General features: G+C 73.2%; 12 protein-coding genes. 7 read left to right on the top strand and 5 right to left on the bottom strand.

Translation table 11 applies throughout. The features are described from left to right. Positions 1 to 10: 10 nt before the first annotated feature. The 3 genes from ACFPLC_RS21865 to ACFPLC_RS21875 form a co-directional block, all read right to left on the bottom strand. The gene (locus tag ACFPLC_RS21865; protein ID WP_378235894.1) at positions 11 to 829 is read right to left on the bottom strand and encodes a hypothetical protein; all 819 of its coding nucleotides are present in this window, start codon (positions 827 to 829) and stop codon (positions 11 to 13) included. A 76-nt stretch (positions 830 to 905) separates the two neighbouring features. Next, entirely contained in the window at positions 906 to 1160 is a 255-nt protein-coding gene (locus tag ACFPLC_RS21870) for a hypothetical protein (RefSeq protein WP_003083120.1), read from the bottom strand. 69 nt (positions 1161 to 1229) lie between these two features. Continuing rightward, on the bottom strand, positions 1230 to 1841 hold the full coding sequence (locus ACFPLC_RS21875; RefSeq protein WP_378235895.1) for a hypothetical protein: 612 nt from the start codon (positions 1839 to 1841) through the stop codon (positions 1230 to 1232). 151 nt (positions 1842 to 1992) lie between these two features. Here ACFPLC_RS21875 and ACFPLC_RS21880 point away from each other — a divergent pair, with 151 nt between their 5' ends. The 4 genes from ACFPLC_RS21880 (at position 1993) to ACFPLC_RS21895 (ending at position 6633) form a co-directional block, all read left to right on the top strand. Continuing rightward, positions 1993 to 2592: a pentapeptide repeat-containing protein gene (locus ACFPLC_RS21880; protein ID WP_378205375.1), complete on the top strand. Its 600-nt coding sequence runs from the start codon at positions 1993 to 1995 to the stop codon at positions 2590 to 2592. Positions 2593 to 2621: 29 nt separating this feature from the next. Next, entirely contained in the window at positions 2622 to 3221 is a 600-nt protein-coding gene (locus ACFPLC_RS21885; RefSeq protein WP_378205373.1) for a sulfite oxidase-like oxidoreductase, read from the top strand. Beyond that, positions 3191 to 3934: a ferredoxin reductase gene (locus tag ACFPLC_RS21890; protein WP_378205370.1), complete on the top strand. Its 744-nt coding sequence runs from the start codon at positions 3191 to 3193 to the stop codon at positions 3932 to 3934. The genes ACFPLC_RS21885 and ACFPLC_RS21890 overlap by 31 nt, the downstream gene beginning before the upstream one ends. A gap of 83 nt (positions 3935 to 4017) precedes the next feature. Further along, positions 4018 to 6633, top strand: coding sequence for a fibronectin type III domain-containing protein (locus ACFPLC_RS21895; protein WP_378205367.1), 2616 nt, complete (start codon positions 4018 to 4020; stop codon positions 6631 to 6633). Between the two features lie 427 nt (positions 6634 to 7060). Here the strand turns inward: ACFPLC_RS21895 and ACFPLC_RS21900 are convergent, their stop codons facing one another. Beyond that, positions 7061 to 9430 carry a helix-turn-helix transcriptional regulator gene (locus ACFPLC_RS21900; RefSeq protein ID WP_378205364.1) on the bottom strand — a complete coding sequence of 790 codons (2370 nt, stop codon included), beginning with the start codon at positions 9428 to 9430 and terminating at the stop codon, positions 7061 to 7063. Continuing rightward, entirely contained in the window at positions 9427 to 10542 is a 1116-nt protein-coding gene (locus ACFPLC_RS21905; RefSeq protein ID WP_378205361.1) for an Hsp70 family protein, read from the bottom strand. Before ACFPLC_RS21905 ends, ACFPLC_RS21900 begins: the two co-directional genes overlap by 4 nt. Positions 10543 to 10846: 304 nt before the next feature. Between ACFPLC_RS21905 and ACFPLC_RS21910 the strand changes: the two genes are divergently transcribed. From ACFPLC_RS21910 to ACFPLC_RS21920, 3 genes are all read left to right on the top strand, one after another. Then, entirely contained in the window at positions 10847 to 11860 is a 1014-nt protein-coding gene (locus ACFPLC_RS21910) for an IniB N-terminal domain-containing protein (protein ID WP_378205358.1), read from the top strand. A gap of 101 nt (positions 11861 to 11961) precedes the next feature. After that, on the top strand, positions 11962 to 13743 hold the full coding sequence (locus ACFPLC_RS21915; RefSeq protein ID WP_378205355.1) for a P-loop NTPase family protein: 1782 nt from the start codon (positions 11962 to 11964) through the stop codon (positions 13741 to 13743). Next, a complete protein-coding gene (locus ACFPLC_RS21920) occupies positions 13740 to 14942 on the top strand; it encodes a GTPase (RefSeq protein ID WP_378205352.1) in 1203 nt (400 codons plus the stop codon). Before ACFPLC_RS21915 ends, ACFPLC_RS21920 begins: the two co-directional genes overlap by 4 nt. Positions 14943 to 15097 lie beyond the last annotated feature (155 nt).

The following is a 15097-nucleotide window of genomic DNA, read 5'->3' on the forward strand; positions in this document are numbered from 1 at the left end:
GGGAGGAAAGTCATGGGCGCGTACCGAGTTTCGGCAGGGTCAACGTCATGGCGGCGGTCGTCAGCCAGCTCAGCAGATCGGCGAGGGGAATGCGGGAAAGCCGGTCCGGCCATTCCTCCGCCACTGCGTGCAGCACGAGTTCGTCGTGCCGCGGCTCGACCTTCGTCAGTCTGGTGCCCGGCGGGAGTTCCGGCAGCGGCACCTCGATGGGCCGGAAGCGCTTCGGTGCGCGTAATTCCTTCTGTCCGATGTGGAGCGTCTGGGGCAGGAGGAGCACAGCGTCGTCCGCCACTTGGGGCCGCAGGGTCAGGTGGCCCCAGCGCGGGTGCTTGGCCCAGTGGATCCGGAGCAGCCCGTTCCCGGCGGGAGACGCGACGATCCCGGGCCGGACCGCCGCCACCCGTTCGCGCAGTACGTCCGCGGACACGGCGATCTGCAGTCCGACACGGGCGGGAATGGCGGCGGGCGTGGGCAGCGAGCGGAGGCGGACGTCTTCGGCGATCACGATGACCCGGCACAGCTGAATGCTGCCGCCGTCCGGTTTGTGCTCCGGCCAGTCGACGTCCTCGGCGACGATCCGGACGTCGCCGAGGCGGCCGGTGGCCAGCCGGAGGCTGTCGGCCGGGTAGTCGAGTGCGGCGAGGGTGAGGCCGACTTCGCGGTCGCCCACGGTCGTGGTCAGCCTGCGCCCGACAAGCTGTTCGGTGACCGTGCGCGCCAAGGCGGCCGGCGTGACCGGGACGTTCGGGAGCAGTGAACGCCCGGCCGCGGCCAGCCCGGCCAGCTCGGGCCACGGCGACCAGCCGTCGAACCACCTGCCGTCGCTCATCCGTCCAGTGTCGCCCACGGACACCGGCGGCGGCGACGGCGGGTGGTTCCCGGGTGGGCCAGCGGATCGCCCCCGGTCACCGGCCCGCGAAGCGGGCGATGATGCCGGTGACGACCAGCCAGAACACCGCGGCGAGGCCGTAGTCGAGGATGACGGCGAGGCTCGGGCTGTCCACCGGGAACAAGCCGGGCCAGAACAACGCGAGAGGAACGGCCAGTGACTTGATGAACTGGAAGAAGGCATTGCCGGCGTTCGCACCGGCAAGCACCATGATCATGTAGAGAACTTCGATCCCCGCGAAGATCGCGCCGATCGCCGTGATGACCCGCACGGCCGTGTTCCGTCTGGTGGTGGTTCGCCAAGGAGACATGCCGCGAAAATTCCCGGATCGGGTGACGGATCAAACGCATCCCAGCCCAGATTGCGCCGTTCGGCCGCTTCCGTTGCTCTCCGCGACCCTCCAGCACGCCTGGTGAGCACCCTCGCCGACGCCCACCGCCCCACCGACGCCCGCTGCCGAGCCTCGCCGAGCCCGCCCACTGCCCGCGCCGCCGCCCGCTGCTCGGCCTCGCCGAACCCGGCCGCCGCCGCTCGCCTCCCGACACCCGCCGCCCCGCCAACGCCGCGCCCACCGCCCAACGCCTGCCCGCACCGCCGCCCGCGCCCACTGCCCGCGCCGATGCCCGATCGCCACCGTCCGAGCCGAGCCTGCCCACCGCCGCTCGCGCCGACGGCCGCCGTGCCGTCGGCGCTGCCACCCGCCCGCCATCGCTCGCGCCCGCCGCCTCGACACCTGCCCGCCATCGCTCGCGCCCGCCGCCTCGACACCTGCCCGCCGTCGCCACCGCCCGCGCTTGCCGCCCGGCACCTGGCCGCCGCCGCCCGCGCCCTTCGGCCGCCGCTCGCCGCTGCTCGCCGCTCGCGCCGACAGCCGCTGCTCGCCGGTCGCGCCGACAGCCGCCGCCCGCAGTGTTGTCCCTCCAGGTACGCATGCCGTCATCCCAGCGGCCAACTCCGCCCGCCTTACCCACGTACGGACGAAGGACAATCGTTGCAGCACCGCGAAACGGCTGGCGGCGCGGCCGGCATCAGCACCGCCCTCCAATCCTCGTCGGCGTCGAGCATGCGCGGCCCCTCCGGCGTCTGCCGCTAGCCTGGCGGCCATGTCCGAGGCCGTGCACGAGGAGCAGCGCTTCTTCCGCGACGACTGGTACGGGGAGGAGATCACCGGCCGCCACTACGTGCGGTGTGAGTTCCACGAGACCGACTTCTCGGAGGCGGTCACCCGGAGCTCGGTCTTCACCGACTGCGTCTTCGGCAACGTGCGCTTCAACGCGTCCCGCCACACGGACTCGGCCTTCACCGGCTGCACCTTCCGGCGCTGCAACTTCTTCGACGCCGAATTCACCGGGTGCAAGCTCGTCGGCGCCACGTTCACCGAGTGCGAGCTGCGGCCGTTGCGGGTCACCGGCGGGGACTGGTCGTTCACCGGTCTGGCGGGTGCCGACCTGCGGGCGGTCACCTTCCAGGGCGTCCGGATGCGCGAGGCGGACCTCACCGGGGCGGACTGCGCCGGCGCGGTGTTCGCCGACGTCGACCTGTCCGGGGCGGCGCTGCACGCCGTCAAGCTGCCGAAAGCCGAGCTGCGCGGCAGTGACCTCTCGGCGCTCGACCCGCTGAACGCCGAGTTGGCCGGGGCAATCGTGTCACCCGAACAGGCTGCGGTGCTCGTCACGTCGCTGGGACTGCGGGTCCGGGCGTAGGCTCGTCGCGATCGGGAAGGGAGCGCCGCATGGGTGTCGTGACACCGGGTTTCCAGGGCCGGGCCCGCAGCGGTAACCCGCGGCTGCCACCCGGCCAGTACCTGGCCGAGGACTTCCCGGTGCTGTCGGCGGGTCCGACTCCGCGCGTGCGCACCGAAACGTGGGAATTCACCGTCACCACCGAGACGGGCGAGAAGCACACCTGGAACTGGGCGGAGCTGATGGCGCTGCCCAGCGAAAAGCCCACTGTGGACATCCACTGCGTCACCCAGTGGTCCAAACTAGACACCCGCTGGCGCGGCGTTTCGATCGACACGCTGGTCGGCGGGCTCGCCACCGAGGCCGACTACGTCATGGTGCACGCGTACGGCGGGTACACGACGAACCTGCCGCTGGCCGACCTGCTCGACGGCCAGGCCTGGATCGCCTACGAGTACGGCGGCAAGCCGCTGACCCCCGAGCACGGCGGCCCGGCGCGGCTGCTCGTGCCGCACCTGTACTTCTGGAAGTCCGCGAAGTGGGTGCGCGGGCTGGAACTGAAGACCCGGGACGAGCCGGGCTTCTGGGAGAACGCGGGCTACCACGACTACGGGGATCCATGGCGCGAACAGCGGTATCAGGGCGACTAGCCTGGCGGGTCGCCCGCCTGGCCGAATTCCGCGACGAGACACCGACGGCGCGCACGCTCGTCTTCGACCTGCCCGGCTGGCCGGGTCACCTGGCGGGCCAGCACGTCGACGTCCGGCTCACGGCCGCGGACGGGTATCGCGCTCAGCGCAGCTACTCCCTCGCGGCGCCGGCGGACGGCGACCGGGTGGAGCTGACGGTCCAGCGCGTCGCCGACGGCGAGGTGTCCGAGCACCTCACCGGCCCGTACGCGGTCGGCGACCCGGTCGAGATCCGCGGCCCGATCGGCGGCTGGTTCGCCTGGCGCCCGACGGACCCGGCGCCGGTCCTCCTGGTCGCCGGTGGCTCGGGCATCGTCCCCCTGATGGCGATGATCCGCGCCCGCCGCGCAGCGGGCGTCCGCACGCCGTTCAAGCTGATCTACTCGCTGCGCACCCCGGCGGAGTTGTACTACGCGGACGAGCTGCGCACGCCCGTGGCGGGCGTGGACGTCACGTACGTGTACACGCGCGAGCTGCCCGAAGGCCGCCCGGGGATACCCCGCCGCATCGACGTGGCGACGATCAACACCGCGGGCTGGCCGGCGGAGTTCGGGGCGTCGTGCTTCGTCTGCGGCCCGACGGGCTTCGTGGAAACGGTGGCGGACATCCTGGTCGCCCTCGGGCACGATCCGCACCGCATCCGCACCGAACGGTTCGGCCCGAGCCGCGACTGAAGGCATCCGATGAATAGGTGACCGCCTGCGCCGCTGAGCGGGAAATTGTCGACATCGCGCCGTAGAGATCCTATCTTTCGTCCATGCTGACCAAGTGGGGCTCGACGCGGCGCCGCACCGTGGTGACCGTTCTCCTCGGCGCGAGCGCCCTGCTCGCCACATCCGGGCCGGTGGCCGCGGCCACCGGCGATCAGGACGTCTACGTCTCGCCCGGCGGCTCCGACCGGGCGTCCGGCACCGCCGGGCATCCCGTCCGGACCCTCGAGCGCGCCCGCGACCTCGTGCGGCAGCGCGCGCCGCACCTGACCCGGGATCTCACCGTCCACCTCGCGCCCGGCGTCTTCCGGCTGACCGCCCCGCTGCGGCTCGACGCGCGGGACTCCGGGGGCAACGGCCACCGCGTCATCTGGCAGGGGAGCGGCGACACCGAGCTGAACGGCGGCGTGCGGGTCACCGGCTGGCGGCCGGTGCCCGGCCGTCCCGGGCTGTTCGCCGCGCCCGCGCCCGCCGGCCTGGACAACACCCGCCAGCTCTACGTCGACGGAGTCCGCGAGCAACGCGCTCGCGGCCCCCTGCCGGTGACCGTCAAGGCCACCGCCACCGGCTACACCGCCGACGCGGACACACTCGCCCACTGGCGGAACCCGAAGGACGTCGAGTTCGTGTACGTCTCGGGCGAGGCGCTCTGGAACGTCCAGCGCGACGGCCTCGGCCAGTGGACCGAGCCGCGCTGCCCGCTCGCCGCCGCCGAAGGCACCACGATCACCATGGCGAACCCCTGCTGGGACAACTCGACGAAACGCGTGCTGTTCCCCGACATCCCCGGCCGCAGCGTCAACATGGTCGGCCCGGCCGATCTCACCAACGGGCGCCACCCCACCTACGCCGAAAACGCCTTCGAATTGCTCGACACCCCGGGTGAGTGGTACCTCGACCGGTCCGCCCACGTCGTCTACTACCTGCCGGAGGCCGGCCAGGACCTGCGCCGCGCGGACGTCGAAATGCCCGTGCTGGAGAAGCTCGTCGACGCCCGGGGCATCCAGGACGTCGCCTTCCGCGGGCTGCGCTACTCCTACGCGACCTGGCTGAGGCCTTCGTCGCCGGAAGGGTTCTCGGAAATCCAGGCGGGGTACACGATCACGGGCGCCGACGGCTGGGCCGTTCAGGGCCTGTGCCAGTTCGTCCCCGGCGGCACCTGCCCGTACGCCTCGTGGACGCGGGAACCCGCCAACGTCTCCGTCTCGCACGGCCGGCGCGTCGAATTCAGCGACAGCGTGTTCGCCCACCTCGGCGGCGCCGGGCTGGACCTCGTCGACGGCACCAAGGAATCCCAGGTGCGCGGCGACGTCTTCACCGACATCTCCGGCAACGGCGTGCAGCTCGGCGGCGTCGACAAGCCCGTCACGGACACCGACGCCGACGTCGTGCGGGACGTCCGCGTCACCGACAACCACCTCTACGGCCTGCCGCGCGAGTTCCACGGCGGCGTGCCGATCGTCAACGGCTACACCGTGCGGAACACCATCTCCCACAACCAGATCGACCACGTCGGCTACTCGGCGATCTCCGTCGGCTGGGGCGGCTGGCCGGACAAGATCAAGCGGCCGGCGACGCCGAACCTGTCGCACGACAACGTCGTCTCGGACAACCTGATCTTCGACTACATGCAGATGCTCGACGACGGCGGCGGTGTCTACACCCAGGGCATCACCAGAAGTTCCCTGGACGACGGCGAAAAGGTCACCGGCAACGTCATCCACGGCCAGTGGGGGCTCGGCAAGGGCGTCTACACCGACAACGGCAACACGTACGAGACGATCCGCGGCAACGTCCTGTACGACATGGCGTACGCCAACGTGGGCACGGTGCACGTCGACTACCGCGACGACCTCGGCAACAACGACCCGACGCTGACCGAGGGCAACTACTGGGAGCAGGGCGACAAGGACAAGACCGACAAAGGCGCGATCACCCGCGGCAACCACCTCCTGGCGAACCCGGCCGACGCGCCGCCCGCGATCGTCGCGAACGCGGGCCTCGAACCGGCCTACCGCGGGTTGCTCACCCGCCAGGTCGGCGGCCGAGCCCCGGCCGAGGCGCCGTCGCGGGTCGGCACGTTCGCCGTCGCGGGGAAGCTGTACGCCACCTGGAACCCGACGTTCGCCTTCAACAACGCCCCGGTGACGGCCTACGTGGTGACCGCAACGGGCGGCGGCCGCACGTACTCGTCGACGATTACGGCGGCCGACTTCGCGAAGCGCGCGTACGCCGAAGTGCCCGGGCTGACGGACGGGACGCCGTACACGGTGACGGTTGCGGCGCGCAACGCGTACGGGACGAGCGAGCCGTCACTACCGTCGGCACCGGTGACCCCCGGTCCACGGGGTATGAACGCGCTGCCGGGAATCCCGACGAGCGCACGCGCCCTCCCGAGCGCAACGGCGGCCTCGATCCGCTGGAACCCCCCGGCGGGGGCGGGCGACACCCCGGTCCTGGGCTACGTGATCACGGTGTCCGACGGCCGCACGATCCCGGTCCAGGGCCGCGACGCGCTGGTCACGCAGCCGACGGTGAAGGGCATGACCCGAGTGGTGGCCGACCTGCAACCGGCAACGGCCTACACGTTCACGGTCGCGGCGATCACGGCAACGGGAACCGGCCCGGCGGCCACATTCACGACGACGACGGCGGCTGCCTGAGCCGATCGGCCTCGTTGTCCACAATCCGGCGGCGGTGTGGACAACGGGGCCGGATCACCATCGTTGGCCGGCAGGCCGTGGCGCCTTGGCCAATGCGTAGCTGGGTGCCCACCACCCCGAAGCCGCGATTGTGACTACGGCCGGCAGCGCCGCGTCAAGGCGGGAAAGCGTGCCTTGACCCGGCGCTGCCGGCCGTGTTCTGGCTTCGGATCGGGGCGGTGGGGAGGTCTGGGCGGGGTGCAGGTCCGGCTCCAGCGTTCCGTCACGCGGGCAGCACGTCATGAATGACCCATTCCTGACGTCGGACGCAGTGAATGAGTCATTCATGGCACTGGCGCGCCGCTCCCCACCACGACGGCGGCTGCCTGAGCCGATCGGGGCACTGGCGCACCGTCCCACCGCGACCACGGCACGAGGGCGGCCCCGCCTAAGTCGCATCCGGGCGGGAAAGGAGCTCCCGCAGTGTCGCCAGCAACTCCCGCCGGTCCGCGGCCCCGAGCTTCCCGCGGATCCGGGCCATGTGGTGCTCCACCGTCTTGCCCGAAATGAACAGCTTGCTGCCCGCCTGCTTGTACGTCAGCCCCTCCACCACCAGGCGGGCCACTTCCAGCTCGCGCTCGCTCAACGCCGCCAAGCCCGCTCCCGCCGCCGGCTCCGATGAGGCGCCGGGCTCGCGGCGGGCCGGTGGGCCCTGGAACTGGCGGGCCGCCTCGAGGAGCTGGACCATCGCCTTGCGGTCGGACGTCCGGATCGCCGCCTGGCCGGCCAGGCGGGCCGCGTCCCAGCGGAGGCCCAGGTCGTGGAGCTCGGCCGCCGCCGCGGTGATGGCGTCCGGGTCGAAGCCTCCGCCGAGCACCGCCAGCCAGCCCTGGGCCGCCGTGGCCAGGGCTCGGGGGTGGCGGCCGCAGTGGGCGTGGGTTGTCAACGTTGCCAGGTGGGCCTTGACCGCGTCCGCGTCCTCCAGCGTGATGGCCGCGTGCAGCTCGTGCCAGACCAGGGACACCGTCCACAGTGGAGGCTCACCGAGGCGGGCCAGCAGGCTGTGTGCGCGCTCGAACTGGCCGGACAGCTTGGCGAACGCGCCGGTGCGGGCGGCCGCGATCGCCAGCTCGCCCAAGGGCAACAGCGTGAACAGGTCCGTCTGCTGCCGCATCGAGGCCTGGTACGCCCGGTTCCACGACCGCTGCAGACCCACCAGGTCGCTCGCGCGCCGGGCGAGGCCGAGTTCCAGGGTCGCGAAGAACAGCTCGTCGCGCGCCTCCAAAGAACGGCCCGCGACGGCGTCACGGTGTTCCGCGGCCGCCGCCAGGTCGCCCGCCGTCATCGCGACCCAGCCCAGCAGCAACCGGTGCCGCACGGCCAGCAGGTCCCCGCCGGTCCCGCCGTCCAGTGCCCGGGTCAGCACGGACTCCGCCAGCGCCAGCTCGCCCGTGTGCAGGGCGACGAGCGCGGCCAGCGCCGCGGGACTGTCCGGCAGCAACATGCCACCCAGCGCCGGCTCGAGCATCGTGGCCGCGCCGAGCAGGGTCGACAACGTCTCCGTTGCGCAGCCGGACACCGAATCCACGATGCCGCGGGCCATCCGGGTGGCCGCGCCCGCGAACAGCGTCGGGGCGACGCCGGGCGCGGGGGAGTCGAGGAGGCGCCGGGCCCCTTCGAGGTCACCGGTGCCGACCAGCGCCGTCGCCGAGAAGGCGTCGGCGCGGCCCGCCCAGTGGTACAGCTCGGCGCTGCGGGCCAGTTCGCCGCGGTGGGCCAGGACCGTCGCCGCGATCTCCGCGCCCGCCGCGCGGGTTTCCGGGTCGGCGGCGCCGAGCATCCCGTCGCCGAGCCGCAACGCCGTGTCGAGGTCGCCGGACAACGCGGCCGCGCGCGCCCAGCCCGCCGTCACCGCGGGAGAACGGTCGCCCGCTTCGGCCGCGGCTTCGAACAACCGCGTCGCCAAGTGCGCGTCGGCGGGCAGCGCTTCGGCCGCCGCCGCGGCGAACGCGGCCGCCGCCGACGCGCCGGAACTGCCCGTGCCGAGCAGGGACCGGGCCAGGTCCAGCACCGGCAGGCCGTTCGCCAGCTGCAGTTCGACCAGCCGCTGCACCGTCGTGAGCCGGCGGGCGGGCGGCCCGAAGTCGCGGACGGCCGCCGCGGCCAGCGGCAGCAGCGTGTCGTCGGGGGCGAGCAGGCCGGTCGCGCGGGCGCCCTCGACGATCGCGGGCAGCTGGTCGGGACGGCGGTCGAGCAGCGCGCACAGCAGGTCGAGGTTGCGCCCGGCCCCGGCTTCGGCCGCGATCAGGTAGCGGAGCACGTCGTCGTCGAGCTCGTCGAGCTCGGGCCGGAACTCCTCCAGCCGCCCGAGCAGCGCGCGCTCGGCCAGCCGCGGCACCCCGCCGCTGCGGGCGTGCAGCTCGGCCGCGGCCGCCGGATCGGCCGGCGACCCCGTCACCGCCGAAATCAGCCGCGCCACGTCCTCGACCCCGAGCGGGCCGAGCTGCAGCACCGTCCAGCCGGGCGCCACCGCGGCCGGCCGGTGCGCGACGACGATCGGGCCGTCCGCCCCGGTGAGCAGGTCTTCGAGCTGATCGGGGCCGAGCCGGTCGGCGTCGTCGACCAGCACGGCGTCGACGCCGGCCTCGCGGTAGCGGCGGTCGAGCGCGGCGAGCAGCACGCTCTTGCCGTAGCCGCCGGGGGCGACGACGGCGAGCCGCAGCGGGGCGGCCGGGTCGGCGGCGACGCGGTCGAGCAGCTGCCGCGCCGCCGGGTGCACCGGAACCGGACGGGGAACCTGCGTGAGCAGAGTGTTCAACAGTGACCTTCCCCGGAGGGGGCGCAGTGGGTGGGGGCAGGAGCGGGCGGACCGGCGGTGGCTTCGCGGGCGGTGAGGGTGATCACCACGGCCGAGGCGGCCGCGGCGAGCAGCAGGACCGCGGCCGCGAGCGGGCGCCGCCGCCGGAACAGGTTCATCGGCCCGGTCTTCTCGGGCAGTTCGAACGGGGTGATCTCGACCGGCGGCCGGGGCGGCCGCTCGCCGAGCTCACCGAGCGTGTCCACCTTGGGGAGCAAGGTGGTTTCGACGGCGGGGGGCTCCAGCGGTGTCACCCGGTGGTCGGCGCGCAGCGCCGCGAGGGCGGCCGCGCCGAGCGCGGCGGTCGCCGGCGGAACCGGTCCCGCGAACACCGGGCACGGCGGCCGGGCCGGCAGCGCGTGCGGGGGGACGTCGCCGCAGAACACCACGCCGGCGAGGCCCTTGGGGGACGTCGACGTCGCTCCGGCGAGCGCGAACAGCGTGCTCAGCGCGGCCGCCGGGTTCACCCCTTCGGCACCTTGGCCGAGCTGCCAGCCACTGGCGCCGCTCGCCGACGCCAGCGTCACGTTCACGCCGTCGGTGCCGAACTCGCAGACGCCGGCGACCTGGGCACCGGGGCCGGGGACGGGCAGGTGCGCGGCGAGCGCGGCGATCGAGCCGGGGACCAGCGTGACCGCGGTGAACCCGGCGTCGGCCAGCGCCCGGCGCAGCACGTCACGGCGGTAGCCGCCCCAGTCGCCGGGGTGGGTCAGCACCAGGTGGTGGGGCGGGCCGCCGAACAGGTTCGCGGCGTGCTCGGCGATCCCCTCGACGAGCACGGTGGTGAGCGTTTCGGGCGGGAACGGCTCGCCTTCGACGAGCATCGGAACGTCGTCGCCGATCCGCCGGTGGAAGCCGGTGAGCAACCGGGACGGGACCTGGGCGCCCGCCTGCGCGGCGGCGTCGCCGGTGAGCAGGTACCCCTCGTCGTCGAGGAAGAGCGCGGACGCCGCGGCGGGGGACCGGTCACCCAGCCAGAGGGGTTCGGGCTCGCCCCAGCCGGAGCCCTGTCGGCGGCAGGTGGCGGCGTGGGTCCGGCCCTGGGCGACATCGATCCCGAGGACGTAGGGCAACGGCGCTTTCCTCCTCACCTCGTGGCGGCCGATCGGGGGGACGGAATCCCCCTAGGGCTCCGGGCATCCTCACCCAAACGGGTTAGTCAGGCAAGGGTCTGGAGGGATTTAACCCAACTGAACGCGTCTCGGATGACCCCCTAACTCCCTAACGATGACATATCGATCCCCTATCGGCTGACTGGGCTGCGACTCGGAGTGATCCCCGATGTGCGCTGGGGGACGGTCTCCCTACCTTGATGTCGGAGCGCCGGTCCCTGCGGCCCGTGCTGTCCCCCGAACCACCGGATCAGGAGAAATCCCCATGGACTCCGTGCAGACGTTGCACGACTTCGCCCTCAACCTGCTCAACGACCCGACCGCGCTGGCGGCCTTCGGGACGGACCCGCAGGGTGTCCTCGCCGCCGCCGGTCTCGGCGACGTGAGCGCCGCCGACGTGCACGAGGTCATCCCGCTGGTGCTCGACTACGTGCCGGTCGACAGCCTCCCGGCCGTGGGCGGCCTGCCCGTCGTCGGCGACCTGTCCCCGGTCGGCACCGACGCCCCGGGCCTGCAGGGTGCGATCGACCAGCTCACCGCCCTCACCGCGGGCCTGGGCCTGCCGGCCACCTCGGGCCTGCCGGGCGTGGGCGACCTGGGCGTCGGCGAGCTCCCGGTCGTGGGCGACCTCGGCCTGCCCGCCGTCCCGGCCGTCAACGACATCACCAACGCCGGCAACGTGACCGCGCTGGCCGGCAACGTCACCAGCGTCATCGTCGGTGGCGACCTGGCCCACGGCCTGGACTCGCAGGCGCTGGCCAACCTGACCGCGGCTCCGGCGTACCTGATCGACCCGGAGACCGGCGTGACCGGCAACGTGGCCTACGCCGCGGCCGCGGGCGTCGGCGAGGCCCAGCAGGTCCTCGCCACCTCGAACGCGGAGCTCCACGAGGTCAACGGCCACGTGGGCGACATCGCCGACACCGTCGGCAACGTGACCGGCTCCCTCGGCGTCGGCGGCGTGACCAGCGGCGTGACCAGCCACGTCGGCGACTTCTCCGGCATCCTCAAGGGCGCGGGCGACGTCGACGTCAAGCACGTCACCGGCGAGGTCTCGAACGCCGTCCACGGCCTCGGTGACGTCACCAACACGGTGACCTCCGCCACCGGCCTCAACGTCGACCACAACGTCGTCGGCCAGGTCGGCGAGCTCGCCTCGGGCAACACCACGGCCGTCCACGACGTGGTGTCCGACGTCGCCGACGTCAGCCACAACGCCCTGGGCAACCTGCACCTGGGCGACCTCGCCTCCGGCAACGACATCCACCTCGGGCACTGATCCCCGAACCGGTCACCGGTGCCCGTCCCGCGGTCTGGGTGCAGCCGCGGGACGGGCACCCGGTGTGCGTACGGGGAGTGAACCGGGGACACTCGACCATCGTGACCGCACCGGCTTGGCTCGAAGTGCTCAACGAGACGCTGGACGCGTGCCGCACGCACGGCCGCGCCGATCTCGCCGAGCGCCTGCGCAGACGCCGGGACGCCCCGGTCGGGCAGACCCGGCTCGGCGTGCTCGGCTTCCCCAAACAGGGCAAGGGATACCTGCTCAACGCCGTGCTGAACGCGCCGGTGTGCGCGGTCGGCGACGCCGCGACCCCCGCCGTGCCCACGGAAATCGCCTACTCCGCCGAACCCGCCGCGACCCTCGTCGGCCGGTCCCGCGAACGGATCCCCGTCGCGGTCGAACGGCTCACCGGCGAGCTCGGCGCCCGGCCCGCCGGCACGCTCAGCCGCGTCGAGGTCGGCGTGCCCCGCGAACTCCTTTCCGCCGGCCTCGTCCTGGTCGACACCCCGCCGGTCGGTGACCCCCGGTCGCCGCGCACGGCCGCGGCACTGGACCTGCTCGCCGAAGCCGACGCGGTGATCCTCGTCTCCGACGCGACCGCCCCGCTGAGCGCCGCCGAACTCGCGCTCGCGCGGCACGTGCGCACGTGGTGCCCGCACGTCGTGCTGGCGCTCACCAAGATCGACGCCTGCCCCGGGTGGCGCGCGGTCGCCGAACGCGATCGCGGCCTGCTCGGCGAGGCCGGGATCGACGCGCCCGTCCTGCCCGTTTCGGCCGTCGTCCGCCAAGCCGCCGCGAAGGCCGGTGACGCGGAACTCAACGCCCGCTCGGGATTTCCGGAGCTGCTGGGCTGGATCACCGAGCAGGCCGCGCGCCCGCCCGAGCAGTCCCGCGCGCTGCTCGCCGCCGTCGGTGTGCGCGCCGCCGCCGCCGAACTCGTCGAGTCGCTGCGCGACCGCATGGACGCCGTGGGCCAGGACGCCGGGCTCGGTCAGGCCGCGCTGCTGCAGCGGGCCCAGCGCCGCGCCGACGACCTGCGCCGCCAGAACACCCGGTGGCAGAACCTGCTCTCCGACGAGATCACCGACCTGCTGTCCGACGCCGAGTACGACCTGCGCGAGCGGACCCGCAAGATCGTCAACACGATCGACCGGACCTTCGACGAAGGCGACCCGGCGAAGGTGTGGGACGAATTCGCGCCCTGGCTGGACAACGCGCTGGCCGAGGCCGTCGACATCAACTACACGTGGCTGGCCGACCGGGCGGAGTGGATCGCGCAGGCGGTCGCGGCGTGCTTCGGCGCCCAATATGACCACGCGCTGCCCGACCTGCGGCTCGACGGCTCGGGTCTGGAGCACCTCGACGACGTCGGCCGGCCGAAGATCGAGAAGTTCAAGATCGGCCAGCAGGCCTTCACCGGCCTGCGCGGGTCCTACGGCGGCGTGCTGATGTTCGGCCTGGTCACCAGCCTCGCCGGGCTGCCGCTGATCAACCCGGTCTCGCTCGGCGCCGGTGCGGCGTTCGCCGCGAAGACGATCAAGGACGAAGGCGGGATGCGGCTGCAGCGGCGTCAGGCCGTCGCCAAGCAGGCGGCGCAGCGGCACGTCGACGACGTCTTCCTGCGGTTCAGCAAGGAATGCCGCGACGCCATCCGCGTCGTCCAGCGGCGGCTGCGCGACCACTTCACCGGGCTGGCCGAGGAACTCGCCGACGAGTTGACGCTCGAGCGCGAGACGATCCTGGCCGGCACCGCCGAGCGCGAACGGCGGACCGGGCACATCCGCCGCGAGATCGACCGGCTCGCCGGGCTGCACCAGCGCGCGGGCGAACTCGGCACGATCGCCGGACGGCAGCAGCGGCGGGAGCTTTCGGCGTGACGCAGGACGTCCGCGACCTGCTGCACGCCGCGGCCGGGCTCTACCGGGACGACCCGCGCGCATCGGCGATGCTGCACGACTGCCTGAACCGGCTGGAGCAGCCGTTGCGCGTCGCGTTCACGGGGGCGCCGTCGTCGGGGAAGACGACGCTCGCCGCGGCGCTCGGCGAGTGGCCGACGCGCGCACTGCGTGATCTGGTGCTGCTGGACGACCCCGGCCCGGCCGACGACGTCCCGGACGCGACGGTCCGGCTGGTCCGCCACCTCGAGCCGGACGAGCTCGCGGCGGCGCACCCGCCGGCCGGCTCGGCGTTCGCGCGGCAGAGCGCGGTGAACTCGGTGCTGGTGCTGTCGCGGGCCGACGAGGTCGGCGCGGGCCGGATCGACGCGCTCCTCACCGCGAAGCAGCTCGCGCGGCGCGCGTGGCGGGAAGACCCGTTGTGCACCGGCTTCCTGGGCGTGATCGCCGTCGCGGGACAGCTCGCGTACGGCGGACGGTCCTTGCGTGACGACGAATTCGACCTCCTGGCGGCGTTCGCCGCGGTGCCGCGCGAAGAGCTCGAACGGCACGTGCTGTCGGTGGATTCGTTCACCGATCCGGCGTTCCCGGGCCCGATCCCGGTCGAGACGCGGCGGTCGCTGGTGGTGCGGTTCGGGATGTTCGGCGTCCGGCTGGCGCTCACGCTGATCCGCACCGGCTGCGATGACCGCGTCAAGCTTTCGGCGGAACTGGTGCGCCGCAGCGGCCTGGGTGAGCTGCGCGACACCCTGGCCGGGTGCTTCGTCGCGCGCGCCGAGGCGCTGCGGGCACGCACGGCGATCATCCGGCTGGAGGCGCTGCTGGCGGCGCAGCCCCGCCCGGGCGGCGACCGGCTGGTGTCCCGGGTGGAACGGTTCGCCGCGGCCGCGCACGACTTCCGCGAGCTGCGGCTGATCGCCGACATCCGCGGTGGCCGCACGGCGCTGTCCGGCGAGCCTGCCGAAGAAGCGGTCCGGTTGCTGGGCGCGCAGGGCACGGCGCCCGCCGACCGCCTCGGCCTGGAGCCGGACGCGGACCCGAACGAGATCTACGACGCCGGCCTCGACGCGCTGCGGCGCTGGCGGCACGAGGCCGAGCGCCCGGACCGCCCGCACGCCGAGCGGACGGCGGCGCACGTGGTGGTGCGGTCCACCGAGGGACTGCTCGCGCTCTTCGCCTGACTCTTCCGGTCCGCCCGCAGTGAATGACTCATTCCTGACGTGCGACGCCAGGAATGAGTCATTCACTGCATTCGCGGCCGGCGGGTGACCTCCTGTCCGGCATTGACGTGCCCTGAGCGCCGACGCACCATAGAGCGGTCTACGGTCCAGTGCCG

Source organism: Amycolatopsis plumensis (assembly GCF_042652605.1).
Classification (GTDB): Bacteria; Actinomycetota; Actinomycetes; order Mycobacteriales; family Pseudonocardiaceae; genus Amycolatopsis; species Amycolatopsis plumensis.